Below are 25,750 nucleotides of genomic sequence, written 5' to 3'. Positions count from 1 at the left end.
ATTCAGCGCAGGTGCTGTGCCATGGCGCTGGCGGTCAGTGGCAATTCGGCTGGCCAGTTATTGGCCAGCTGACCGTGCTGCGCCACTGCGCAGCAGGCGGCTTCAAATGGCCCCAAGCCTTGAGCCATGCGGGCGCCGACCAAGCCCGCCAGCACATCGCCTGTGCCGCCAGTGGCCAGCCTGCCATTGCCCGAGGTGTTGATGCGACTGGTCTGTCCGGTTGCAGCGATCACCGAGCCCGAACCCTTGAGCACCACGGTGCAGTGAAACAAGGTGGCCAAATTTTGCGCAGCTTGGAGTCGGTTGCTTTGCACCTGAGCGGTGCTGGTTTTCAAAAGCCTGGCCGCCTCCAGCGGGTGAGGGGTGATGACGGTGGGTTTCAGTTCTGCCCTTTGGCGCAGCAAGTTTTGAAGTCCGGGATCATCTGCCACAGCGTTCAAGCCATCGGCGTCCAGCGCCAATTGCGCGCTGCGCTGGAGCACCTCGGGCATGCGCGCACGGATGGCTTCGCCGCCCCCGCAACCGCAGACCACATGCAGCTGCTCCAGGTCCAGCCGCTGCCAGTCTCGTTGCATCAGGTCGGGCGGCGCATGATCTATGGCTTGTCCCGACAGCAAGCTCAAAATCACTCGGCCCGCACCGGCATGCAGTGCGGCGGTGGCGGCCAACACGGCGGCCCCGGTCATGCCCATACCCCTCAAGGCCATGGGCTCACCACCGATCACCGCCACATCGCCATGGCTGCCTTTGTGGCTGGCGTGGCTTTTGACGGGAGGTGCGTAAGCCGCATTCAGCCAGGCTTGTGGCGGCACATCGCTGTCATTTGCCCTGTGGCCCAAGTCGTCCAGCCAGATGTGGCCGCAAGCGTCGCGTCCATGGCCCATGAAAAGACCGGGTTTGGCGGCGATGAAGGTCAGTGTGTGGTCGGCGCGCACCGCCACCGTTTGGGCATCGGAGCTGCCCATCCATTGCCCGTTTTCCAGGTTCAGTCCTGTCGGGCCGTCGAGCGCCAGCACCTGACCGGGGAACTTTTGGATGGCCTGCACGCAGGCTTGCATTTCAGGCCCAAGTGCCCGATTGGCCCCCAGGCCCAGCAGTGCGTCAATGCACAAATCCTGGTCATTCATGTTCTTTGCCCAAGCCTCTGGTACAGCAGATTGGAGGGCGACACCTGCAGCGCTGGCCCGTTGCCAGGCCAGGAGGACATCGGGAGAAGTATGTGCCGTTGAGCCCATCCAGCTGACGAGAACCTGCTTGCCCCATTGGTGCAATTGCAAGGCGGCTTCCAGGCCGTCGCCTCCGTTGTTGCCAGGGCCTGCGGCGACCCAGATGCGCTGGGCATGGGGGGCGATGGCCAAGGCCAGTTGCGCAGCGGCCAGGCCCGCCAGCTGCATCAAAGGGCGTGGGCTGCCGGACTGCAAGTGGTGTTCAAGCTGACGCAGCGCATCTAGCCCATAAACAGGCCACAAGGATGAACTGCACAGCTTTTGCATGGTTTCAGTGCTTTTGCAACAAGGGCTCAAGCAACAAGGACAGTTGCAAGATGGTGTCGTCGTGCATGGCGGCATGCCAAGCCATCAGACCCACCGGCAAAGTGCCAGGCGCATGGCAGGGCAGGGAAATGCCGCAACCATCCAGGGTGTTGACCACGCTGGTGTTGCGCAGCAGCAGACCGTTGATGCGGAAGAACTCGGCGTCGCGCTCAGCGCCCGGCGCCACATCGCTGATCTTAGGACCGGTGATGGGGGTGGTGGGCGAAAGCACGGCGTCGTAACCCACCAATTCAGTTTCCACGCTGCGAATCCATTGCCGACGTGCCTCCACCAAATCCATGTACTCGTAGGCCTTCATGTCTGAGCCGCGCATCAGGCGCTGCAGGACGCGGGGGTCGTAGCGGGCACTGTCCCGGTCGAGCCATTCGCGGTGCCAGGCAAAGCCCTCGGCCGGACTGAAACCGCCGGTGCTCATCATGGGGGCCAACCCGTTCAGCTCGGTCAGGGCGATCTCATCGATGCGCGCACCCGCAGCCCGCAGCGTGTTCAGACTCTGCTCGAAAGCACGCGACACGGTCGCGTCCATGCCGTCTTGCATCAAGCTCTTGACCACCGCCAAGCGGTAGCCGGAAAGGGGCCGCTGCCCCGCGGGGACGTGTCTGGCAGAGAGCACTTCGTGGGCCAAAATCGCGTCTCTCACGGTGCGCGTCATGGCGCACACGGTGTCCAGCGTTGTGGACAGGGGTAGGGCACCTTGGGTGGGCACCAGGCGGGCTGTGTTCTTGAATCCAACAATGCCATTCAAGGCGGCGGGCACCCGGATGGAGCCGCCCGTGTCCGAGCCCAGACCGATGAAGGCGGCACCCGTGGCCACCGACACGGCCGCGCCCGAGCTGGAGCCGCCGGGCGCATGGGGCTGCCCGGGGCCACCGACGGCTTGGTCGTACAGCCCGTCCCATGCGGCAGGGGTGCCGTGGTGGGGGTTGGTGCCTATGCCGGAGAAGGCAAATTCGACCATGTTGGTGCGCCCGATCAGGCCTGCACCTGCGGCCCGCAAACGCGCCACGGCCAGGCAGTCTGTTTGAGCCGGCGGCTGATTTTTCAGAACGATCGAGCCCGCCTGGGTGATTTGCCCTTGGATGTCAAACAGGTCTTTGATAGACACCGCGAGGCCCGCGAGCGGGCTTTTCCCCACTTGCGGATGGCTGGCTGTGCGCTGCAGCGCATCGGGAGTCAGTTGCATGAAGCCATGCTTGCAGGCTGGGCTTTGCGCCACGGCCAGGCATGCTTGTGCGGCTGCTTGGACGGTTGTGGATCCAGCCTGTATGGCTTGTCGGGTGGCGATCAGGTCAGCTTTCATGGGATTAGGGCCGCTTTGGCAGAGTCAGGATGCTATAATCCTAAGGCTTTGCAGAGCGCGACAGTTGTCTTTTGGGTGTCATGACCAACATGAAGCCAAATCAGTGTTTTCACGCGCAAGCAAAGTTCATCCGCGAATCCGTCCCGACAAGGTGTTGCGAGCAGTCTTTTTGGCTGTGCGCAATGAGTGGACTGGATTTTAGACCCAACCTTTGGAGTATTTTTATGTCCGTTACCATGCGCGAAATGCTTGAAGCCGGTGTCCACTTTGGTCACCAAACCCGCTTCTGGAACCCCAAGATGGCCCCTTTCATCTTCGGTCACCGCAACAAAATTCACATCATCAACCTGGAAAAATCGCTGCCGATGTTCCAGGATGCTATCAAGTTCGCCAAGCAACTGTCGGCTAACCGTGGCACCATTTTGATGGTAGGCACCAAGCGCCAGGCCCGCGATCTGGTGTCGGCTGAAGCCCAGCGCGCAGGCGTTCCTTTCGTTGACCAGCGCTGGTTGGGCGGGATGTTGACCAACTTCAAAACCGTCAAGACCTCGATCAAGCGTCTGAAGGACATGAAGGCTCAGCAAGAAGTCGGCCTCGACAGCCTGAGCAAAAAAGAGCAGTTGATGTTCAAACGCGAGATGGAAAAGCTCGAAAAGGACATCGGCGGCATCCAGGACATGGCAGCTTTGCCTGATGCGATTTTCGTGATCGACGTCGGTTACCACAAAATCGCCATCTCGGAAGCCAAGAAACTGGGCATTCCATTGATCGGTGTGGTGGACTCCAACCACTCGCCCGAAGGCATCGACTACATCATCCCAGGTAATGACGACTCGGCCAAGGCTGTGGCTTTGTACGCCCGCGGCATCGCTGACGCCATCATCGAAGGCCGCGCCAATGCGGTCAACGACGTGGTCAAGGCTGTGACTGAAGGCAATGACGAATTCGTCGAAGAAGCCAACGCTTCTGCCTGAGTTGCTGCGACTCTATGAAAGGGGCTTCGTGGCCCCTTTTTTTTAATTTGACTTGAAGACTGAATACGGAGAAATCAAATGGCTGTAATTACCGCAAGCATGGTCGCCGAACTGCGCGCAAAAACCGACGCCCCCATGATGGAGTGCAAAAAAGCATTGACTGAAGCCGAAGGCGACATGGCCAAAGCCGAAGAGTTGTTGCGCGTCAAACTGGGTACCAAAGCTGGCAAGGCCGCTTCGCGTGTCACCGCCGAAGGCGTGGTGACCAGTTTCGTGAGTGGTACTACAGGCGCCATGATCGAAGTCAACTGCGAAACCGACTTCGTGACCAAAAACGACAGCTTTTTGGCTTTGGCCAACGCCGCTGCCAAATTGGTGGCCGAGCACAACCCTGCTGACCTTGCCGCCTTGGGCGCATTGCCTTACAGCCAGGACAGTTTCGGTCCCACCTTGGAAGAAGTTCGCAAAGGCCTGATCGGCAAGATCGGCGAGAACATGAGCTTCCGTCGCTTCAAGCGCGCCGCCGGTGGTGCCAAGATCGCCAATTACCTGCACGGCACTCGCATTGGCGTGTTGGTTGAGTACGAAGGTGACGAAACCGCCGCCAAAGACGTTGCCATGCATGTGGCCGCCATGAAGCCTGTGTCTTTGACCAGCGCTGAAGTGCCTGCCGATTTGATCGAAAAAGAACGTTCGGTTGCCGCCGCCAAGGCGGCTGAATCCGGCAAGCCTGCAGACATCGTGACCAAAATGGTCGAAGGCTCTGTGCAGAAATACTTGAAAGAAGTTTCTTTGTTCAATCAGTCTTTCGTTAAAAATGACAAGCAAACCGTTGAGCAAATGCTCAAGGCCTCTGGTACAACCGTGAAAGCATTCACCTTGTATGTGGTCGGTGAAGGCATTGAGAAGAAGGTTGACGACTTCGCCGCTGAAGTGGCTGCACAAGTGGCAGCGGCTCAGGGCGCAGCCTGATTCCCCTTCATTCCTTCAGTCACTATTTCATCGTCCACATTGATATTCAAGGAATCCATCATGTCTTCAGCCAAGCCAGCCTTTAAGCGCATTTTGCTCAAGCTGTCCGGCGAGGCCTTGATGGGGGACGATGCCTTTGGCATCAACCGCGCCACCATCGTGCGCATGGCTGAAGAGATTGCCGAGATCAACCGTCTTGGCGTTCAGGTTGCTGTGGTTATTGGTGGAGGTAACATTTTCCGCGGTGTCGCTGGCGGGGCTGTGGGCATGGACCGCGCCACAGCTGATTACATGGGCATGCTGGCCACCGTGATGAACTCCCTGGCTCTGGCCGATGCGCTTGACAAAGCAGGCCTGACGGCACGCGTCATGTCGGCGATCGGCATCGACCAAGTGGTAGAGCCTTATGTTCGCCCCAAGGCCTTGCAATACCTGGAAGAGGGCAAGGTGGTGGTGTTTGCAGCAGGCACTGGCAATCCTTTCTTCACCACCGACACGGCCGCTGCTTTGCGCGGAGCCGAAATCGGAGCCGAGATGGTACTAAAGGCTACCAAAGTAGATGGTGTCTATACCGCCGATCCTAAAAAAGATCCCTCTGCCACGCGATACAGTGAAATCAGCTTCGACGAGGCCATTTCACGCAATTTGGGCATCATGGATGCCACGGCTTTTGCCTTGTGTCGCGACCAGAAATTGCCGATTAAGGTGTTTTCGATCATCAAGAATGGTGCCCTGATGCGTGTGGTGCTGGGTGAAGACGAAGGCACTCTGGTTTATGCTTGACACCGTTCTGACGAGGAGAACCCCATGACCATTGCAGACATCAAGAAAACAACTGAAACCAAAATGGACCAGTCCATTGCGGCATTCAAAAACAATTTGACCAAGATACGAACCGGGCGAGCCAATCCCGCCTTGCTCGATACCATCCATGTCGATTATTACGGCTCGATGGTGCCCTTGTCGCAAGTTGCCAATGTGTCCTTGATGGATTCGCGAACCATCAGCGTACAGCCTTGGGAAAAAGGCATGGGTGCCAAAATCGAAAAAGCCATTCGCGAAAGCGAATTGGGTTTGAACCCCGCATCCATGGGTGATTTGATCCGTGTGCCCATGCCCCCCATGAGCGAAGAGCGCCGCAAGGAAATGACCAAGTTGGCTCGCACTGAAGGTGAAAACAGCAAGATTGCGATTCGCAATTTGCGCCGCGATGCGAATGAGTCGGTGAAGAAATTGGTCAAGGAAAAAGAAGCTTCAGAGGACGATCAAAAGCGTGCCGAAGCAGACACGCAAAAACTGACGGACAAGCGTATGACAGAGATAGATCAGTTGGTGACTGCCAAGGAACAAGAGATCATGGCAGTTTGATTTTGAATCTGGCGCCGTGGCATTGCACGGCCTGACGGGCCGCCCATAGGCGGCCTTTTTTTCAGGAGAATCCGTGCTCAAACAGCGCGTCATCACTGCACTTGCCCTGCTGGCCCTGCTGCTGCCTGCGTTGTTTGCGTCCCATTCTTGGCCCTTCATGGTGTTGACGGTGGTTCTGATTGCTGCAGGGGCTTGGGAGTGGGGGCGGCTCAATGGCGTGAGGCCTGTGCAAGCTTGGCTTGGGGCTGTGGTGTGTGTCTTCGTTTGTGCGATGGCAACTGTGGCCGGTTGGCTGGAATCCACCCCGCCACTGCTTTGGCTTTTGGCTGGGTCCAGTTGGGTCTTGCTGGGCGCCTGGATGGTCCAACGAGGCGTGTCTGGTTGGGCGCTATGGCCTCAATCTGTGCGTTGGTGGACGGGTTTGTTTTTGCTGGCCTTGGCTTGGTTGGCCTTGGCCCAAGCGCACCAGCGCGGCGTAAACTTTTTGTTGTCGGTGTTGGCCTTGGTCTGGGCGGCCGATGTGTTTGCCTATTTCTTTGGACGTACCCTTGGCGGGCGGATCTTTGCTGTCAAGTTGGCCCCCACGATCAGTCCCGGCAAAAGTTGGGAAGGTGTGTTCGGTGGCGTCCTGGGGGTCTTTGCGGTGTCTTGGCTCTGGATCATTTTTGACCAGATCCAGGCCCCAAGCTCAACCAGTTTTTTCACTCTGTTATGGGCCCGGGGCATTGGAGTGGCCGTGCCTGCTTTGCTTTTCATGTCGGCCATGAGCGTGGTCGGTGATTTGGTGGAGTCCTTGGTCAAGCGCAGTGCGGGCATGAAAGACAGCTCGGGCTTGTTGCCCGGTCATGGTGGTGTGCTCGACCGGGTAGACGCTTTGTTGCCGACTTTGCCCTTGGCCATGATGCTTGTGGCGTGGATTTGATGTGGAGAACTCTGGCATGAACAAACAACAATGCATCACGATTTTGGGCTCGACCGGATCCATTGGAACGAGCACGCTCGATGTGCTCAGTCGCCATCCTGACCAATACCGCATCCACGCCCTGACCGCATCCAGTCAGGTGGATCTGATGCTGGCCCAGTGTGCGCGATTCAAGCCTGATGTGGCGGTGATGGTGCAAGAGTCCGCAGGCCGCCAGCTGGCCGAACGGGTGCAGGCTGAAGGCTTGCCCGTTCAAGTGCGTTGGGGCGCTGCAGCCTTGGACGAAGTGGCGGCTGCCCCGCAGGTCGATGCCGTGATGGCCGCGATTGTGGGCGCGGCAGGTTTGTCGCCCTGCATCTCAGCCGCTCGCGCCGGCAAACGCTTGATGTTGGCCAACAAAGAGGCCTTGGTGGTGGGCGGAGAGGTTTTCATGCAGGCCGTGCGAGATGGTGGGGCTTTGCTGCTGCCGATTGACAGCGAGCATTCGGCCATTTTCCAGTCCCTGCCCGAGGACCCTTCGAGCTGGCAGCGGCGCGTTCAAAAGATCATACTTACTGCCTCGGGCGGTCCGTTTCGCACCCGCGACCCCCGCACATTCAGGGATGTCACGCCCGAGCAGGCCTGCGCACATCCCAATTGGGTCATGGGTCGGAAAATTTCCGTGGATTCGGCCACCATGATGAACAAGGCCCTGGAGGTGATCGAAGCGCGTTATTTGTTTGGCCTCTTGCCCGATCAGCTGGAGGTGGTCATTCATCCCCAAAGCGTCATCCATTCCATGGTGCAGTACCGCGACCATTCGGTGGTGGCGCAACTGGGCACGCCCGACATGCGCGTACCCATTGCCTATGGCCTGAGTTGGCCAGAGCGCATCGAGTCAGGTGCCGCAGCGCTGGACTTCCATTCCCTGGCTGCCATGACTTTCGAAGCCATGGATGAGCCAGAGCATGTGCTGCGTTTTCCCGGTTTGCGCCTGGCATGGGAGACCTTGCGTGGTGCGCCGGGCAGCTGTGCCATATTGAACGCGGCCAACGAAGTGGCTGTGGAGGCTTTCCTGAACAAGCGCATCCGCTTTGACCAAATCCATGAACTCAACCGCGCTACCCTGGACAGTTTGGTGTGTAATCCACCTGAGTGTCTGGATGACTTGTTGACCCTGGATTCGCGCAGTCGCCAAGAGGCTGAAAAAAACCTGTCCCGTCTTTCATGAAAGAACAAATGTGTTGGGACGTGTGGGATGGCCCCAGGCCTGTACTGATGTATTATCTTTTGATGTTTTTGGCCTGTTTTAATTGACAAGTCAAAACACCAAGGCCAATCGAGCCGTCCGCCTTGCTGTTGCCTGATTGTGAATTTGGATCCGGTTTTCAAAGCCTCATTTTCAAATCTGAAATGGGTTTTTTTTAGAACGATTGAACAATGACTTTTCATCAAATTTGTGCCCAAGTATTTCCTTTTGCTTTGAGGGCACTGGCTTGCGCCGTGGTCAGCTTGCCCGCTTGGGCAGTCGATCCCTTTACGGTGCGTGACATCCGTGTGGAGGGCTTGCAGCGTATTGAAGCGGGTACGGTGTTCGCGTCTTTGCCTTTGCGGGTCGGCGATCGTTACACCGACGACAAGGGCGCTGCGGCTATTCGTTCCTTGTTTGCTTTGGGCTTGTTCAAGGATGTGCGCTTGGAAACCCAGGGCGATGTGCTGGTGGTGGTGGTCCAAGAGCGCCCATCGGTAGCCTCCGTGGAGTTCATCGGGCTCAAGGAGTTCGACAAGGAAGTGCTGATCAAGTCCCTCAAGGATGTGGGTCTGTCCGAGGGGCGACCTTTTGACAAGGCTTTGGCTGACAAGGCCGAGCAAGAACTCAAGCGCCAATACATCAGCCGTAGCCTTTACGGTGCCGAAGTGGTCTCCACTGCCACGCCCATTGATCGCAATCGGGTGAACCTGACTTTCACGATCACCGAGGGCGGTCCCGCCAAAATTACACAGATGGACATTGTGGGCAACCAGGCTTTCAGTGACGCTGCTTTGCGTGACCAATTCAATCTGGACACGGGTGGCTGGATGAGTTGGTATACCAAGTCCGACCGTTACTCGCGCACTAAGCTGAATGCAGATTTGGAAGCCTTGCGCTCGTTTTATTTGTCCCAGGGTTTCCTGGAGTTCCGCATCGACTCCACCCAAGTGGCCATGTCGCCCAACAAGCAGGACATGGCCATCACCATCAACATCACCGAAGGTGAACGTTTTGTGATCTCTGGTGTCAAGCTCGAGGGCAATTACCTCGACCGCGATGATGAGTTCAAGGCTTTGGTCAAGATTGCCGTAGGCAAGCCTTACAACGCAGAGACGGTGGCTGAAACCACCAAGGCTTTCACCGATTACTTTGGCAAGTTTGGATTTGCGTTTGCGCGTGTGGAAGCCAAGCCCCAAATCGACCGGCGCAACAACCGGGTGCAGTTTGTGCTGCAGGCCGAGCCTTCGCGTCGGGCCTATGTGCGCCGCATTCAGGTCGCGGGCAACGATCGCACTCGCGATGAGGTCATTCGCCGTGAATTCCGTCAACTTGAAGCGGCTTGGTACGACAGCGACAAAATTCGTCTTTCACGAGATCGGGTCGACCGTTTGGGTTTTTTCACTCAAGTGAACGTTGAAACGGTGGAGGTGCCAGGAGCGCCCGACCAAGTGGATCTCTTGTTCACGGTGGCCGAAAAGCCCACGGGCAGTATTTCTTTGGGTGCGGGTTTTTCTTCTGCAGAAAAGGTGACATTGAGTTTTGGTATCCGCCAAGAGAATGCTTTTGGTTCGGGCAATTACCTGGCCGTTGAAGTCAACACCAGCAAGTACAACCGCAACTTGGTGCTCAGCACCACTGACCCTTATTTCACCCGAAATGGCATTTCCAGAACCGTGGATGTGTTCCAGCGCACCACGCGGCCGTATTTGGGGGACGTCAACGCCTATAGCCTGATCAACTCTGGTGCGGGTCTGCGCTTTGGCGTGCCGGTGACCGAAACCGACACCGTGTTCATGGGCGTCAACGCCGAGCAAACCGAGATTCGGTCGGGCACGGGATTGCCTGATGCCTACCTTGAATATGCGCAAAAATTTGGCGCCACCAGCTCGGCCTTGCCTTTGACGCTGGGCTGGTCGCGAGACGGTCGGGACAGTGCATTGGTTCCTACCCGGGGCAGCTTGCAGCGTGTCAACGCCGATGTGAGTGTGGGCGGCGACGTCCGTTACTTACGGGCCAGTTACCAATTCCAGCAGTATTTCCCGTTGACCAAAAAATACACCTTGGCTTTCAACACCGATTTGGGCTGGGGGCAGGGACTCAAAGGGCAGCAATACCCCTTGTTCAAGAACTTTTACGTGGGTGGCTTGGGAAGCGTTCGGGGTTTTGAGCAATCCACCTTGGGCCCAACTCGCCCGACCAGCAGTACCAACCTTGCCCCTATTTACTTGGGCGGTTCGAAAAAAGTGGTGTTCAACGCCGAATTCATCACCCCATTTCCCGGTGCTGGCAATGACCGAACATTGCGCCTGTTTGGTTTCACCGACATTGGACGCGCTTTTGGCGAGAATGAAAACATATCCTTGGGCGATTTGCGAGCTTCAGCAGGCGTTGGCTTGAGTTGGATTTCGCCGATGGGGCCTTTGCGTTTTTCCTATGCCACGCCGATACGCCAGCAGACAGGCGATAAAATCCAGCGACTTCAATTCCAAATCGGAACATCCTTCTAATGAACACCTTGCTTCAAAAAATGTCCGTGGCCTTGTTGGCCGCAGCCTGTGTGACCTCTGTGGCCCAGGCCCAGGAGTTCAAGATGGGCTTTGTCAACACCGAGCGCATCTTCCGCGAAGCGGCAACTGCCAAGCAAGCGCAGGCCAAACTCGAGCAGGAATTCTCGCGACGAGAAAAAGAGTTGGTGGAAACTGGCAACAGCCTCAAACTGGCTTCCGAAAAGTTCGAACGCGAAACCCCCACTTTGTCCGAGTCCCAGCGTACTGCCCGCCAAAAGCAGTTGATCGACCAAGACCGGGAGTTTCAGCGCAAGCGCCGTGAGTTCCAGGAAGACCTTAACGCCCGCAAAAATGAAGAGCAGCAAATTGTGGTCGAGCGTGCCAACCGCGCCGTCAAACAAGTGGCTGAATCCGAAAAATACGATGTGATTTTTCAAGAAGCTGTCTACATCAATCCCAAACATGACATCACCGAAAAAGTCATCAAGGCGCTCAACGCCTCGGCGGCCAAGTAACCCCGTTTGGCGGGTTTAACCCTGTGTTTTTGACGCTTGCCTCTTTAGTTGATCGACTTGGCGGGCGTTTGTGCGGTGACCCCGATTGGGTGATCGCTGGCTTGGCCCCCTTGCATTCGGCCGGGCCCGACCAGATCAGTTTCCTCAGCCACCCCAAATACCGTGTCCAACTCGCTGCAAGTCAAGCCGGTTGCGTGATCGTGGCGCCCGTTTTTGAAGCGCAGGCCAGTCAGGGGCGTTCCGTCATCGTGACCGACGACCCTTATGTGTACTTTGCGCGATTGACCCGTTTGTGGAAGCAGACCCAACAACCCCGCCATGGCCCTCGCATTCATCCCACCGCGGTCATCGACCCGGGCGCTTGGGTGGCCGAGGACGCGGTGATCGGCCCTTTTTGCGTGGTCGAGCGTGGCGCCAGGGTCGGGTCGGGCTCGGTGCTCAAGTCGCGTGTGACCTTGTCCGAAGGTTGCTCGGTGGGGGAGCGATGCGTCCTTCATTCGGGGGTGGTGGTTGGCGCAGACGGTTTTGGTTTTGCCTTGCACCAAGGACAATGGGAAAAAATCGAACAACTGGGGGCGGTGCGCATTGGCGACGATGTGGAAATCGGAGCCAACACTTGCATTGACCGCGGTGCGCTGGACGACACCGTGCTTGAAAACGGCGTCAAACTCGACAACCTGATTCAGATTGGCCACAACGTGCACATCGGTGCACACACGGCCATGGCGGGCTGTGTGGGGGTCGCGGGCAGTGCGCGCATCGGCGCGCATTGCACCGTGGGTGGCGGGGCGGTGGTGCTGGGCCATTTGAGTTTGGCCGACCATGTGCACATTTCGGCAGCCTCTGTGGTGACCCGATCCATTTTGCAGCCGGGGCAATACACCGGCATGTTCCCTCTGGACAGCAATGCCAATTGGGAAAAGAACGCCGCCAGCCTCAAACAACTTTCCCGCTTGCGTGACCGCATCAAGGCGCTGGAGAGCGAGATTCAAAATTACAAGGAAACACGACCATGATGGACATCCACAAAATTCTCAAGCAGTTGCCGCACCGCTATCCCATCTTGTTGGTCGATCGCGTGCTGGAACTGGAAAAAGGCGTGCGCATCAAGGCGCTGAAAAACGTGTCCATCAACGAGCCCCATTTTCAGGGTCACTTTCCGCATCGTCCGGTGATGCCGGGAGTGTTGATGCTCGAGGCATTGGCCCAGGCCGCTGCCTTGTTGGCTTTCGATACCCTGGGTGAGACGCCCGATGAACAAACAGTCTATTACTTTGCAGGCATTGATGGTGCGCGCTTCAAGCGCCCGGTGGAGCCAGGCGACCAGTTGATACTGGAGGTGGAGCTTGACCGCATGAAGGCTGGTATTTTCAAGTTCAAGGCCCGTGCGAAGGTGGGCGACGAGATTGCGGCTGAGGCCGAGTTGATGTGCACCATGCGGAAAATCCCGCAGGCTTGAGCGCCATGAGCAAGATCCACCCAACGGCCATCATCAGCCCGGGGGCCGAGCTTGACAGTTCGGTGTCCGTCGGGCCCTACACCGTGATTGGGCCCCATGTGTGCATCGGCGCGGGCACCACGGTGGCCAGCCACTGCGTGATCGAAGGTCACACCACGATCGGCCGCGACAATCGAATCTTTCAGTTCAACTCCTTGGGTGCGGTGCCCCAGGACAAAAAGTACAACAACGAGCCTTGTGAATTGCACATCGGTGACCGCAACACGATCCGTGAGTTTTGCACCTTCAACATCGGCTCCCCTGGCGACCGGGCCGTGACCTCGGTGGGCCACGATAACTGGATCATGGCCTATGTGCACTTGGCCCACGACTGCCAAGTGGGCAGCCACACGATCTTTGCCAACAACACACAACTGGCAGGCCATGTGGTGGTCGAGGATTGGGTGATCCTGGGCGGTTTCACCGTGGTGCACCAGTTTTGCCGCATTGGGGCGCACAGTTTCACGGCCATGAACTCTTTGCTGTTTGCCGACCTGCCGCCTTTCGTGATGGCACAAGGCCATCCAGCCCAAGCGCGATCGATGAACTTTGAAGGCTTGCGCCGGCGCGGGTTCTCGGCCGAACGCATCAGCGCCGTCAAGACCATGCACAAAGCGCTATACCGAGACGGCTTGTCGCTCGGCGATGCCATGGCCCGCATTGCTGCTTTGGCTCTGGAAAAGCCCGAGGCAAAGCCCGATGTGGACATGATGCTGGGCTTTTTACAAACCGCTTCACCCCAGCGTGGGATCGTGCGTTGACCCAGTCAGCCGCGGTCCCCGTGACTCAAGCCCCTGCGGGGGCTTTGTCCTTTGCCATGGTGGCCGGAGAGGCCTCGGGTGATTTGCTGGCGGGCTTGCTGATTCAGGGCTTGAACGGGCGCTGGCCGCAGGCGCGTGGCGTCGGTATTGGTGGGCCACGGATGCAGGCGCAAGGTTTTGACGCGTGGTGGCCACACGACAAGTTGGCTGTGCGGGGTTATGTCGAGGTGCTGCGCCACTACCGGGGCATCGTCGCCATTCGTGATCAGCTGCGTCAACGTTTGCTGGCCCAGCCGCCCGACGTGTTCATCGGGGTGGACGCACCCGATTTCAACCTCGATCTGGAGGCTGGACTCAAAGCCGCAGGCATTCCTACAGTGCATTTTGTGTGCCCCTCGATCTGGGCTTGGCGGCCTGAGCGCATCGAGAAGATTCGGCGTAGCGTGGACCACATGCTTTGCATTTTTCCTTTCGAGCCCGCTTTGTTGGCCCAAGCGGGCATAGCAGCCACTTATGTCGGTCACCCTTTGGCGCAAACGATTCCCATGCATCCGGACCGATTGGCAGCACGCCAAGCTCTGGGTCTGGCTGCGGACAGGCCTGTGGTGGCCGTTTTGCCGGGCAGCAGGCAGTCCGAAATTGAAAACCTGACGCCCCGCTTTGTCCAGGCTGCCCAAATCATGCAGCGACAAAACCCGGACTTGCAATTTGTCTTGCCCGCCATCCCCAGCTTGCAGGCCCGCATTCAGGCGCTCATCGATGCGCAAGGCGGTGTGCTGGGTTTGGAGGTGCTCCACGGCCAGTCGCACGCCGCGCTGGCCGCGTGTGATGTGACCTTGATCGCCAGCGGCACGGCCACGCTGGAGGCGGCTTTGTTCAAGCGCTCTATGGTCATTGGTTACCACATGAACTGGCTCAGCTGGCAGATCATGAAGCGCCAGCAGCTTCAGCCCTGGGTGGGTTTGCCCAACATCCTGAGCGGGGACTTTGTAGTGCCGGAGTTTTTGCAGGATCGCTGCACGCCCGAGGCCTTGGCCAAGGCTTGTCTGTCCTGGTTGACCGACCCTGACCGGGTGGACGCCTTGCAGTCCCGTTTTCAACAATTGCACCTGGCTTTGCAGCGTGACACAGCCCAGCTCTCGACCCATGCCCTCGAAAAAGTCCTCTCGCGCTGAGCAATCTGCCTTGCTTTTTCACGTCTCCGGCTTGATGGCGGGGGTGGACGAGGCTGGACGCGGACCACTGGCGGGCCCGGTGGTCGCCGCCGCTGTGATCCTCGACGAGTTGAACCCTATTCGCTGTCTGAACGACTCCAAAAAACTCACGGTCAAACGCCGCGAGGCCTTATTTGATGAGATAAGGGCGCGTGCCTTGTGCTGCGCCATTGCCGAGGCGTCGGTGCAAGAAATTGACCAACTCAATATCCTTCAAGCCACCTTGCTGGCCATGAGGCGGGCTGTGGAGGGCTTGCGACTGCCGCCTAAACTGGTGCTGGTGGATGGCAACCGTTTGCCCTTACTGCCCATGCAGGCCGAAGCCATTGTCAAAGGCGATGCGTTAGTGCCCGCCATCTCGGCCGCTTCCATTTTGGCCAAGGTGTACCGTGACCGTTTGTGCCAAACGATGCACCAACAGTACCCCTTGTATGGGTTTGACCAACACAAGGGCTATGGCACAGCGCAGCATTTGGCGGCCTTGCAAGCGCATGGCCCAGCGGACTGTCACCGCATGACATTTGCCCCGGTGGCCAGGAGTGTGCGATGAAATCGATCAGCTCGCGGGACAACCCGCAGCTCAAAGCCTGGCGGCGTTTGGCCCAAGACAGCACGGCTTACCGCAAGGCGGGGCAGTTCTGGCTGGAAGGCGATCACCTGTGCCGCGCTGCGCTTGAGCGCGACGTGCGTCCGGTGCAGGTGGTGCTGACCGAGTCGTTTCAAGCCGAGCAGGGCGAACAATGGCTGGGGCTGACCGATCAGGTTTTTGTGGTGCCTGATGCCTTGTTTGCCGGCCTCAGTGGCCTGGAGTCACCTGGTCGCATGGGTTTTGTGGTGGGGTGGCAAGCCGTCCATGAGGTGCTGCCAGACGCGGCCACGGTGGTGCTGGACCGGTTGCAGGATGCGGGCAATGTGGGGGCCATCTTGCGCTGTGCCTCGGCTTTCGGTTACCGCCAGGTGCTGGCCATCAAGGGCACAGCGGCCTTGTGGTCGCCAAAGGTGCTGCGCTCGGGCATGGGGGCGCATTTTGGCCTGCATCTGGTCGAATCGCTCAGCGAGTCCGATGTGGCGGCTTTGCAGGTGCCTCTGTTGACCACCAGTTCACACGAGGGGCCTTTTTTGCACGCCTTGCTGCAAGCGGGTGATTTACCCCAAAAGTGTGCCTGGGTCTTTGGGCACGAAGGGCAGGGCGTCAGCGCCAGCCTGATGGCCATGGCCCGGCACCTGGTGCGCATTGCTCAGCCGGGCGGAGAGGAATCGCTCAACGTGGCCACGGCGGCGGCCATTTGCTTGCACGCCAGCGCAACGGCGGGTCCCTGAGCCTATTTTTGACCGGGCCGTAGGGGCAGGACGCGTGATTTGTCAGGGTTTTCAACTAGTCCTCAGCTATAATAAGAGGCTTTCCCGCTTCAACCTGTACGCCACAGTCCATCCTAGGCCCAATCCTCGAACAAGCAGCCAAAAAGAGATCACATCTCTGGTGAGTGCTGAGGCGTACCCGAACTATTCCGGAGAACCCAGTGCTTTTGTCTCTTCAGGGAACTTTCCCGCCCGCCATCTTGGCGCTCGCAGACGGCACGGTCTTTATCGGCAACTCGATCGGAGCCACCGGCTCCACTGTCGGCGAAGTGGTGTTCAACACCTCGCTCACCGGCTACCAGGAAATCCTCACCGACCCCAGCTATTGCCAGCAGATCGTCACTCTGACGTACCCGCACATCGGCAATTACGGCGTTAATGTTGAAGACATCGAAGCCAACCAAGTCCATGCCGCTGGTTTGATCATCAAAGATTTGCCTTTGATTGCGAGCAACTTTCGCTCTAGCCAAACCTTGTCGTCCTATTTGGCCGATGCAGGCACCGTGGCGATTGCCAACATCGACACCCGCCAGCTGACCCGTATCTTGCGCACCAAGGGCGCCCAAAATGGCGCGATCGTGGGCTTGGCCAAAGGCCAAGAAGTCACGCAAGCCGCCATCGACCAAGCTGTGGCCGCTTCCAGAGGGGTGCCCAATATGGCAGGCCTCGATCTGGCTCAAAAAGTGACCGTGTGCCAGCCGTATGAGTGGACGCAAACCGAGTGGACTTTGGGTGAAGGCTACGGCAAATTGACCGCCCCCAAGTTCCATGTGGTCGCTTACGACTTTGGCGTCAAGAAAAACATCTTGCGCATGCTGGCCGAGCGCGGTTGCAACGTGACTGTGGTCCCTGCCAAGACGCCTGCGGCTGAAGTGCTCCAATACAAACCCGATGGCATTTTCTTGTCCAACGGCCCTGGCGACCCACAACCCTGTGATTACGCGATTGCAGCGGCGGCCGAGTTGATTGAAACCGGTATCCCCACATTCGGCATTTGCCTGGGCCACCAGATCATGGCTTTGGCCAGTGGCGCGAAAACTTTCAAGATGAAGTTTGGCCACCACGGTGCCAACCATCCTGTGAAAGACCTCGACTCAGGTCGCGTGTCCATCACCAGCCAAAACCACGGTTTTGCGGTGGATGAAAAGTCCTTGCCCGCCAACTTGCGTGCCACACACGTGTCTTTGTTTGACGGCACCTTGCAGGGCCTGGCTCGCACCGACAAGCCTGCGTTCTGCTTCCAGGGTCACCCCGAAGCGTCGCCTGGCCCCCACGACATTGCTTACCTCTTTGACCGCTTCATCAAACTGATGGAGGCGAAATAACATGCCAAAGCGCACCGACCTCAAAAGCATCCTCATCATTGGCGCGGGCCCGATCATCATTGGTCAGGCCTGCGAGTTCGACTACTCTGGCGTGCAGGCTTGCAAAGCATTGCGTGAAGAGGGTTACAAAGTCATCCTGATCAACAGCAACCCCGCCACGATCATGACCGACCCGGCCACGGCCGACGTGACCTACATCGAGCCCATCACTTGGCAAACTGTCGAGAAGATCATCGCTAAAGAGCGCCCCGATGCCATCTTGCCCACCATGGGTGGACAGACTGCGCTGAACTGCGCTTTGGACTTGTGGCACCACGGCGTGCTCGAAAAGTTCAAGGTGGAGCTGATTGGCGCGACACCCGAAGCCATCGACAAAGCCGAAGACCGCCTGAAGTTCAAGGACGCCATGACCAAGATCGGTCTGGGGTCGGCCCGCTCCGGCATCGCCCACAGCATGGAAGAAGCTTGGGATGTGCAAAAGACCCTGGGTTTCCCCACCGTCATTCGCCCCAGCTTCACCTTGGGCGGCACGGGCGGCGGTATTGCCTACAACCCGGAAGAATTCGAGACTATTTGCAAACGCGGCCTGGAGGCTTCGCCCACCACAGAGTTGTTGATTGAAGAGTCTCTGCTCGGCTGGAAAGAGTACGAGATGGAAGTGGTGCGCGACAAGGCGGACAACTGCATTATCGTCTGCTCGATCGAAAACCTGGACCCCATGGGCGTACACACCGGCGACTCCATCACTGTGGCCCCTGCACAAACCTTGACCGACAAGGAGTACCAGATTCTGCGCAACGCATCATTGGCTGTCTTGCGCGAGATCGGTGTGGACACGGGCGGCTCTAACGTCCAGTTCTCCATCAACCCGGTTGACGGCCGCATGGTCGTCATTGAGATGAATCCCCGCGTGTCGCGCTCATCGGCCTTGGCGTCCAAAGCCACGGGTTTCCCGATTGCCAAAGTGGCGGCCAAGTTGGCCGTGGGTTACACGCTGGACGAGCTGCGCAACGACATCACAGGCGGTGCCACGCCTGCGTCGTTCGAGCCCTCGATCGACTACGTGGTCACCAAGATCCCGCGTTTTGCTTTCGAAAAATTCCCGACGGCCGACAGCCGCTTGACCACCCAAATGAAATCGGTGGGCGAGGTGATGGCGATGGGTCGCACCTTCCAAGAGTCCTTCCAGAAAGCCCTGCGTGGTCTGGAAGTTGGCGTGGACGGCATGAACGAGAAAACCCAAGACCGCGAAGTGCTCGAGAAAGAACTGGGCGAGCCCGGTCCCGAGCGCATCTGGTACGTGGGCGATGCTTTCGCCATGGGTTTGAGCGTGGACGAGGTGTTTGCCTTGACCAAGATCGACCCTTGGTTCCTGGTGCAGATCGAAGAGATCGTGAAGATCGAGTTGGAGCTTGAAACCACGACGCTTGAAGCTGTCACGGCTGATGAGCTGCGTGCCCTCAAGAAGAAAGGCTTCTCGGACCGCCGCTTGGGCAAGTTGCTCAAGACCACCGAGCATGTGGTGCGTGCCCGTCGTCATGCCTTGAAAATTCGCCCCGTGTACAAACGCGTGGACACTTGTGCAGCAGAGTTCTCGACTGACACCGCCTACATGTACTCCTGCTACGAAGGCCATGGTGACGGCGAGTGCGAAGCAGAACCCACGAACAACAAAAAGATCATGGTGCTGGGTGGTGGCCCCAACCGCATTGGCCAGGGAATCGAGTTTGACTACTGCTGCGTGCACGCAGCACTCGCCATGCGCGAAGACGGCTACGAAACCATCATGGTCAACTGCAACCCCGAAACCGTGTCGACCGACTATGACACCTCAGACCGTTTGTACTTTGAGCCTGTGACACTCGAAGATGTGCTCGAAATCGTCGACAAAGAAAAGCCAACCGGCGTGATCGTTCAATACGGCGGCCAGACGCCTTTGAAATTAGCGCTGGACTTGGAAGCCGCAGGCGTGCCCATCATCGGCACCAGCCCCGACATGATCGACGCGGCCGAAGACCGTGAACGTTTCCAGAAATTGCTGCAAGAACTCGGTCTGCGACAGCCCCCTAACGCCACAGCGCGTACCGAGCCAGAAGCCTTGGAAAAAGCCGCTGCCTTGGGTTATCCCTTGGTGGTGCGCCCCAGCTATGTGCTGGGTGGCCGAGCCATGGAAATCGTGCACGAGCAACGTGATCTCGAGCGCTACATGCGCGAAGCGGTCAAGGTGTCGCACGATTCACCGGTGTTGCTCGACCGCTTCTTGAACGACGCCATCGAGTGCGATGTGGACTGCCTGCGCGACCCCGAAGGCAAGACCTTCATCGGTGGCGTGATGGAGCACATCGAACAAGCGGGCGTGCACAGTGGTGACTCGGCTTGTTCATTGCCGCCTTACTCCTTGTCTGCCGAGACAGTGAATGAACTCAAGCGCCAATCTGCTGCGATGGCGGGTGCTTTGCATGTAGTCGGTTTGATGAACGTGCAGTTCGCCATCCAACATGTGGACGGCAAAGACGTGATCTACGTGCTGGAAGTCAATCCACGCGCTTCACGCACCGTGCCTTACGTCTCCAAAGCCACAGGCATTCAGCTGGCCAAGGTGGCCGCTCGTTGCATGGCGGGTCAAACACTCGCGTCGCAAGGCATCACCAAAGAAGTCACGCCCCCTTATTTCAGCGTGAAAGAAGCGGTGTTCCCATTCGTGAAATTCCCTGGTGTGGACACTATCCTTGGCCCCGAAATGAAGTCCACAGGTGAAGTGATGGGCGTGGGCAAGACCTTCGGCGAAGCTTTTGTGAAGAGCCAGTTGGGTGCAGGAACCAAGCTGCCACGTCCCAAGAAGGCCGATGGCACGCCATCAGGAAAAGTCTTTATTTCGGTTAAAAACAACGACAAAGCGCGTGCCATCGAAGTGGCGCGTCAGTTGGTATCTCAAGGGTTTAGGCTGGTGGCTACCAAAGGAACCGCCAGCGCGATCACCGAAGCGGGCGTCCCTTGTGCCATTGTGAACAAGGTCACCGAAGGTCGACCACACATCGTGGACATGATCAAGAACAACGAAATTGTGCTGGTGATCAACACGGTAGAAGAACGCCGCAACGCGATCGCTGATTCGCGCAACATTCGCACCTCGGCCTTGCTCAACCGCGTCACCACCTTCACCACCATTGCAGGCGCGGAAGCGGCTGTCGAGGGCATGAAGTACATGGACCAGCTGGGCGTGATTTCTGTGCAAGAAATGCACGCCCAACTGGCAGCCTGAACCCTGGCCTGTAGCTCTGTACCGCTGACGGGGTGCAAGGCATAATGCTGACAATGACCGCCGAGTCTCAACGCTCGGCGGTTTGCTTTTGGAGAACCCAACATGTCAACCATCCCGATCACCAAACGTGGCGCTGAAAAACTCAAGAACGAGTTGCATCGGCTCAAAACTGTAGACCGCCCCGGCGTCATACAGGCCATTGCCGAAGCCCGAGCCCAGGGCGATCTGAGCGAGAACGCCGAATACGATGCGGCCAAAGACCGTCAGGGCTTCATCGAAGGCCGGATTCAGGAAATCGAAGGCAAACTGTCGGCCGCGCAGATCATTGACCCGGTCTCGGTCGATGCGGGTGGCCGCGTGGTGTTTGGCACCACAGTCGAATTGGAGGACGAGAGCTCGGGTGAGGCCGTAACCTACCAGATCGTGGGTGAGGATGAAGCCGACTTGAAGTTGGGATTGATCAACATCAGCAGCCCCATCGCCCGGGCCTTGATCGGCAAGGAAGAGGGTGATGTGGCTGAAGTGCAGGCCCCGGGTGGCGTGCGCCGTTATGAGATCGTGGGCGTGTCTTACGTTTGAGGCAAAACAAAGGCCGTTGTCTAACGTCCTGTGTTGGCGGTGCCAGCCAGATGCGGGCAGTTCGTCCCTCAGTCGTGGCGACCTTTTTTGACCGATTTTTGCTTGGGTTTAGCCCGTTTGATTTGCCCTCCCGCGGCCAGACGTTGATTGCCCAGCACACGAACGGTTTTGACTTCAGGGCGTTGCCCACCTCTTGAGCTGTATTTCAGAATTTTGAAATCCCGAGGACCTGCTTTGCGGTCTTCGTCTGTTTCTTTGATCTTTTCAGGCTGAGGTCGCCAGAGGATCAGCAGTTTGCCGATGTGCTGGATGGGCGCGGCGCTGAGTTGGTCGGCCAGTTGGGCGAACATGGCTTCACGTGCTGCACGGTCATCGCCCAGCACGCGGATCTTGATCAGGCCATGGGCGTTAAGGGCCGCTTCGGTTTCCTTGACGACGGCAGGGGTCAGGCCATCGCCGCCGATCATGACGACCGGATCCAGGTGATGGGCATCGGCGCGAAAAACTTTGCGCTCGGCAGGTGTGAGTTGTATTTGGGGCATCCCCGTATTATCCCCGCAAGGACGCAAAAGAATGAAAGTCAAAACCAAAAGTAAAAAGGTCAACAAAGCGTGGTTGAACGACCACGTCAATGACACCTACGTGAAACTGGCCCTGAAAGAGGGTTACCGGGCTAGGGCGGCTTACAAACTCAAGGAAATCGACGAAACCTTGGGCCTGATCCGGCCCGGCCATTTGGTGGTTGACTTAGGCTCTGCCCCCGGCGCCTGGAGTCAATACCTGCGCCGCCGCTTGTCACCCGATGGTGCAGCTATAGGTGAGCTTAATGGCAGCATCATCGCGCTGGATATTCTGCCCATGGAGCCCGTGGAGGGGGTGCAGTTCATCCAGGGGGATTTTCGCGAAAACGAGGTGTCCGCCCTGCTAGAAGCAGCATTGCAAGGGCGGCAGGCCGACGTGGTGGTGTCCGACATGGCCCCCAATTTGTCGGGCATCGAATCGTCGGATGCGGCGCGGGTCCAGCATTTGATCGAGCTGGCCGTGGAGTTTGCGCAAAATCACATGAAGCCGCAGGGTGCTTTGGTGGTCAAGGTCTTTCACGGCAGCGGCTATGGCCAGATCGTCAAGATGTTCAAGGAGACCTTCAAGGTGGTCAAGCCAATCAAGCCCAAATCCTCCCGGGATAAATCTTCGGAGACTTTTTTGGTGGGAATGGGTCTGATTCACGGGGCTTGATGTCTTAATTCCGAGCTTTTAGAGGGCTAAAACCCCTCGAATGTGTTGCCGGGGCTTCTGTCAGGCCTAGAATGGTGTCAGTCATTTTTTTCGATTGGAGTCTCTCTTGAATAACCCTTGGTTTTCTAAAATTGCCGTCTGGATGGTGATTGCCATGGTGCTGTTCACCTTGTTCAAGCAATTTGACAACCGTGGCGTCGCAGGTGCGAATGCCATTGGCTATTCGGATTTCCTGGAAGAGGTTCGCAGTAACCGTATCAAGAGCGCCACCATTTCCGAGAGCCCTGGTGGCACTGAAATTGTGGCTATTACCAACGATGACCGCCGCATCAAAACGACAGCGACGTACCTCGATCGCGGTCTGGTGGGTGACCTGATCAGCAGTGGCATCAAATTCGATGTCAAGCCCCGTGAGGAGGGCTCATTGCTCATGACCTTGCTGGTCAGCTGGGGCCCCATGCTCTTGCTGATTGGTGTTTGGGTCTATTTCATGCGCCAGATGCAAGGCGGTGGCAAAGGCGGTGCGTTCAGTTTTGGCAAGTCCAAGGCCCGCATGATGGACGAAAACAACAACAACACCACTTTCGCGGACGTGGCTGGTTGTGATGAAGCCAAAGAAGAAGTCAAAGAGGTGGTCGACTTCCTCAAGGATCCTCAACGTTTCCAGAAATTGGGCGGTCGCATCCCTCGCGGTTTGCTGTTGGTGGGGCCTCCCGGAACCGGTAAGACCCTGCTGGCCAAAAGCATTGCAGGTGAAGCCAAAGTACCGTTTTTCAGCATCTCGGGCTCTGATTTTGTTGAGATGTTTGTGGGTGTGGGTGCTTCCCGTGTTCGCGACATGTTTGAAAATGCCAAAAAGAACGCGCCTTGCATCATTTTCATTGACGAAATCGATGCGGTCGGCCGTCAACGTGGCGCAGGCTTGGGCGGCGGCAACGACGAGCGAGAGCAAACCCTCAACCAGATGTTGGTCGAGATGGATGGCTTTGAAACCAATCTGGGTGTCATCGTCGTGGCGGCTACCAACCGCCCGGACATTCTGGACGCTGCCTTGTTGCGCCCCGGCCGTTTTGACCGACAGGTGTATGTGACCTTGCCCGACATCCGTGGTCGCGAGCAAATTCTGAATGTGCACATGCGCAAAGTGCCCATTGGCCAAGACGTGAACGCGGGCGTGATCGCGCGCGGTACGCCCGGCATGAGCGGTGCCGATCTGGCCAACCTTTGCAACGAAGCGGCCTTGATGGCGGCACGTCGCAACGCCCGCGTGGTGGAGATGGTCGATTTCGAAAAAGCCAAGGACAAGATCCTGATGGGCCCTGAGCGCAAGAGCATGGTCATGCCTGAGGAAGAGCGGCGCAACACGGCTTATCACGAAGCAGGTCACGCCCTCATCGGCAATCTGCTGCCCAAGTGCGATCCGGTGCACAAGGTCACTATCATTCCCCGTGGACGAGCCTTGGGCGTGACGATGAGCTTGCCCGAGAAGGACCGTTACAGCTTCGACAAGGAATTCATGCTCAACCAGATCAGTATGCTGTTTGGTGGGCGCATTGCCGAAGAAGTCTTCATGAACCAGATGACTACAGGTGCCAGCAACGATTTTGAGCGTGCCACCTCCATTGCTCGCGACATGGTCATGCGTTACGGCATGACCGATGCTTTGGGCCCCATGGTTTATGCTGAAAACGAAGGCGAAGTGTTTCTCGGTCGCTCGGTTACCAAAACTACCAACATGAGCGAAGCCACCATGCAAAAGGTGGACTTGGAGGTGCGCCGCATCATCGACGAGCAGTACAGCTTGGCCCGTCGTTTGATTGAGGAACACAGCGCCCACATGCACGCCATGGCCAAAGCCTTGCTAGAGTGGGAAACCATCGACAAAGATCAGATTGCTGACATCATGGCGGGTCGTGATCCATTGCCTCCAAAGGACTGGACACCACGAACGCCTCCCTCGGGTGGCGGAAGCGGTGGTGGTACGCCGGTCGTCCAACCTGAACCCGCTACCACAGCGGCCTGAGCGGGTGGACGATGCCAGTTTGAAAACGGGGCCTTCGGGCCCCGTTTTCCATGGCGCCCGCCTTTGCGTTTTCTTTGAAAGTCCGTTGTACATGCATTGGCAAACCACACGTTTTAAGCTGGAGCTCACTCGCCCTTGGGTCATGGGCATCGTCAACCTGACCCCAGACTCTTTTTCGGATGGCGGCCAGCATGCGCAGTGCTCACAGGCCTTGCAGCATGCCGAGCGGTTGTTGCGAGAAGGTGCAGGCGTTTTGGATGTGGGGGCGGAGTCGACCCGACCTGGTGCCCAAGCGGTGCCGCTGGAAGAAGAGTTGGCGCGTTTGATGCCTTTTTTGCGGGAGGCCGTGCGCTGGCAGGTTCCGATATCGGTGGACACTTACAAGCCTGAGGTGATGCAGGCGGTTCTGGACTTAGGGGTGGACATCGTGAATGACATCTGGGCTTTGCGCCAGCCTGGTGCCGAGCGCGTGGTGGTGGCCCATCCATCCTGCGGCGTGTGTTTGATGCACATGCACCTTGACCCGCAGACCATGCAACTGGACACCATGAGCGGCAACGTCGTTTCAGATGTCAAGCTTTTTTTGCAAGCGCGGATGCAAAGTCTATTGGCGCAAGGCGTTGATGCAGTCCGTTTGGTGCTGGATCCAGGCATTGGGTTTGGCAAAACGGTGACGCAAAACTTCGAATTGCTGGCTCACCAAGCGGAATTGATGCTGGAGGGTCGTCCCATCATGTCGGCTTGGTCGCGAAAGTCGTCCTTGGGGGCCGTGCTGAACCAAGATGGTGTCATTCCCCAGCCCTCTGAGCGTTTGTCGGCCAGTGTGGCTGCGGCTTTACTGGCCGTTGAACGGGGTGCTCGCCTGATTCGAGTGCACGATGTTAAGGCCACTGTGGACGCCCTGAAAGTCTGGCAGGCTGTCCAAACAGCCGCAGCTTAAAAATGAGTCTTGGCACTCAGTGCGTGTCAGTGATTTGGCTTGCCTAGACCGATAAAATCAGACAACTCATTATAAAAAAAGGATCACTAGTGTCCCAACGTTGGGAAGAGGTTTTGTTGAATAGGGTGTTGGCCGATTTCAGGCCCATCCTGCAGTTTGCCCAGCAGGGTTGATATTGGTGTGGTTTCAAACATATTCAGGTCTAGCACTC

Annotated in this window: 23 protein-coding genes; 20 read left to right on the top strand and 3 right to left on the bottom strand. The window is 57.7% G+C overall.

Features of this window, described 5'->3' with window-relative positions:
* Positions 1–2 precede the first annotated feature (2 nt).
* A complete protein-coding gene (locus tag B9Z49_RS12640; protein WP_108353814.1) occupies positions 3–1,493 on the bottom strand; it encodes an NAD(P)H-hydrate dehydratase in 1,491 nt (496 codons plus the stop codon).
* Between the two features lie 4 nt (positions 1,494–1,497).
* Positions 1,498–2,853 carry an amidase gene (locus tag B9Z49_RS12635; protein ID WP_108353813.1) on the bottom strand — a complete coding sequence of 452 codons (1,356 nt, stop codon included), beginning with the start codon at positions 2,851–2,853 and terminating at the stop codon, positions 1,498–1,500.
* A gap of 224 nt (positions 2,854–3,077) precedes the next feature.
* Between B9Z49_RS12635 and rpsB the strand changes: the two genes are divergently transcribed.
* The 17 genes from rpsB to greA all read left to right on the top strand — a co-directional run bounded on the left by rpsB (position 3,078) and on the right by greA (position 21,340).
* Entirely contained in the window at positions 3,078–3,827 is a 750-nt protein-coding gene (rpsB, locus tag B9Z49_RS12630; RefSeq protein WP_108353812.1) for a 30S ribosomal protein S2, read from the top strand.
* 78 nt (positions 3,828–3,905) lie between these two features.
* Positions 3,906–4,799: a translation elongation factor Ts gene (tsf, locus tag B9Z49_RS12625; protein ID WP_108353811.1), complete on the top strand. Its 894-nt coding sequence runs from the start codon at positions 3,906–3,908 to the stop codon at positions 4,797–4,799.
* A 60-nt stretch (positions 4,800–4,859) separates the two neighbouring features.
* Positions 4,860–5,582, top strand: a complete 723-nt coding sequence (gene pyrH / locus B9Z49_RS12620; protein ID WP_108353810.1) for a UMP kinase — start codon at positions 4,860–4,862, stop codon at positions 5,580–5,582.
* Positions 5,583–5,606: 24 nt separating this feature from the next.
* A complete protein-coding gene (frr, locus tag B9Z49_RS12615) occupies positions 5,607–6,167 on the top strand; it encodes a ribosome recycling factor (protein ID WP_108353809.1) in 561 nt (186 codons plus the stop codon).
* Between the two features lie 73 nt (positions 6,168–6,240).
* Positions 6,241–7,089, top strand: a complete 849-nt coding sequence (locus tag B9Z49_RS12610; RefSeq protein WP_108353808.1) for a phosphatidate cytidylyltransferase — start codon at positions 6,241–6,243, stop codon at positions 7,087–7,089.
* Between the two features lie 16 nt (positions 7,090–7,105).
* On the top strand, positions 7,106–8,299 hold the full coding sequence (gene ispC / locus B9Z49_RS12605; protein ID WP_108353807.1) for a 1-deoxy-D-xylulose-5-phosphate reductoisomerase: 1,194 nt from the start codon (positions 7,106–7,108) through the stop codon (positions 8,297–8,299).
* 209 nt (positions 8,300–8,508) lie between these two features.
* Positions 8,509–10,827 (top strand): outer membrane protein assembly factor BamA, encoded by a 2,319-nt coding sequence (bamA, locus tag B9Z49_RS12600; RefSeq protein ID WP_108353806.1) that lies wholly within the window; start codon positions 8,509–8,511, stop codon positions 10,825–10,827.
* Positions 10,827–11,342, top strand: coding sequence for an OmpH family outer membrane protein (locus B9Z49_RS12595; protein ID WP_108353805.1), 516 nt, complete (start codon positions 10,827–10,829; stop codon positions 11,340–11,342). The genes bamA and B9Z49_RS12595 overlap by 1 nt, the downstream gene beginning before the upstream one ends.
* 23 nt (positions 11,343–11,365) lie before the next feature.
* On the top strand, positions 11,366–12,358 hold the full coding sequence (gene lpxD, locus B9Z49_RS12590) for a UDP-3-O-(3-hydroxymyristoyl)glucosamine N-acyltransferase (protein WP_108353804.1): 993 nt from the start codon (positions 11,366–11,368) through the stop codon (positions 12,356–12,358).
* Positions 12,355–12,801 carry a 3-hydroxyacyl-ACP dehydratase FabZ gene (gene fabZ / locus B9Z49_RS12585; RefSeq protein WP_108353803.1) on the top strand — a complete coding sequence of 149 codons (447 nt, stop codon included), beginning with the start codon at positions 12,355–12,357 and terminating at the stop codon, positions 12,799–12,801. The genes lpxD and fabZ overlap by 4 nt, the downstream gene beginning before the upstream one ends.
* Positions 12,802–12,806: 5 nt before the next feature.
* Positions 12,807–13,601, top strand: a complete 795-nt coding sequence (gene lpxA / locus B9Z49_RS12580) for an acyl-ACP--UDP-N-acetylglucosamine O-acyltransferase (protein WP_108353944.1) — start codon at positions 12,807–12,809, stop codon at positions 13,599–13,601.
* Positions 13,602–13,657: 56 nt separating this feature from the next.
* Positions 13,658–14,776, top strand: coding sequence for a lipid-A-disaccharide synthase (gene lpxB / locus B9Z49_RS12575; protein WP_233254619.1), 1,119 nt, complete (start codon positions 13,658–13,660; stop codon positions 14,774–14,776).
* A complete protein-coding gene (rnhB, locus tag B9Z49_RS12570; protein ID WP_108353802.1) occupies positions 14,748–15,365 on the top strand; it encodes a ribonuclease HII in 618 nt (205 codons plus the stop codon). The genes lpxB and rnhB overlap by 29 nt, the downstream gene beginning before the upstream one ends.
* The gene (locus tag B9Z49_RS12565; RefSeq protein WP_108353801.1) at positions 15,362–16,135 is read left to right on the top strand and encodes an RNA methyltransferase; all 774 of its coding nucleotides are present in this window, start codon (positions 15,362–15,364) and stop codon (positions 16,133–16,135) included. The genes rnhB and B9Z49_RS12565 overlap by 4 nt, the downstream gene beginning before the upstream one ends.
* Positions 16,136–16,335: 200 nt before the next feature.
* Positions 16,336–17,499 (top strand): glutamine-hydrolyzing carbamoyl-phosphate synthase small subunit, encoded by a 1,164-nt coding sequence (gene carA, locus B9Z49_RS12560; protein WP_199225053.1) that lies wholly within the window; start codon positions 16,336–16,338, stop codon positions 17,497–17,499.
* Between the two features lies 1 nt (position 17,500).
* The gene (gene carB / locus B9Z49_RS12555; RefSeq protein WP_108353800.1) at positions 17,501–20,761 is read left to right on the top strand and encodes a carbamoyl-phosphate synthase large subunit; all 3,261 of its coding nucleotides are present in this window, start codon (positions 17,501–17,503) and stop codon (positions 20,759–20,761) included.
* 102 nt (positions 20,762–20,863) lie between these two features.
* Complete coding sequence (gene greA / locus B9Z49_RS12550) at positions 20,864–21,340, top strand: transcription elongation factor GreA (RefSeq protein WP_108353799.1); 477 nt, start codon at positions 20,864–20,866, stop codon at positions 21,338–21,340.
* Positions 21,341–21,408: 68 nt separating this feature from the next.
* On the opposite strand, the gene B9Z49_RS12545 is transcribed toward greA, so the two are convergent.
* The gene (locus B9Z49_RS12545; protein WP_108353798.1) at positions 21,409–21,882 is read right to left on the bottom strand and encodes a YhbY family RNA-binding protein; all 474 of its coding nucleotides are present in this window, start codon (positions 21,880–21,882) and stop codon (positions 21,409–21,411) included.
* Between the two features lie 31 nt (positions 21,883–21,913).
* Between B9Z49_RS12545 and B9Z49_RS12540 the strand changes: the two genes are divergently transcribed.
* The 3 genes from B9Z49_RS12540 (at position 21,914) to folP (ending at position 25,539) form a co-directional block, all read left to right on the top strand.
* Positions 21,914–22,576, top strand: a complete 663-nt coding sequence (locus tag B9Z49_RS12540; protein ID WP_108353797.1) for an RlmE family RNA methyltransferase — start codon at positions 21,914–21,916, stop codon at positions 22,574–22,576.
* 106 nt (positions 22,577–22,682) lie between these two features.
* Positions 22,683–24,599, top strand: a complete 1,917-nt coding sequence (ftsH, locus tag B9Z49_RS12535; RefSeq protein WP_108353796.1) for an ATP-dependent zinc metalloprotease FtsH — start codon at positions 22,683–22,685, stop codon at positions 24,597–24,599.
* 91 nt (positions 24,600–24,690) lie between these two features.
* A complete protein-coding gene (gene folP, locus B9Z49_RS12530; RefSeq protein WP_108353795.1) occupies positions 24,691–25,539 on the top strand; it encodes a dihydropteroate synthase in 849 nt (282 codons plus the stop codon).
* Positions 25,540–25,750: the final 211 nt, after the last annotated feature.

Origin of the sequence: Limnohabitans sp. 2KL-51 (assembly GCF_003063645.1) — a bacterium.
Classification (GTDB): Bacteria; Pseudomonadota; Gammaproteobacteria; order Burkholderiales; family Burkholderiaceae_C; genus Limnohabitans_A.
Note: the sequence above shows the minus strand (reverse complement) of the source record. Positions and strands in the feature narration are given on the sequence as shown.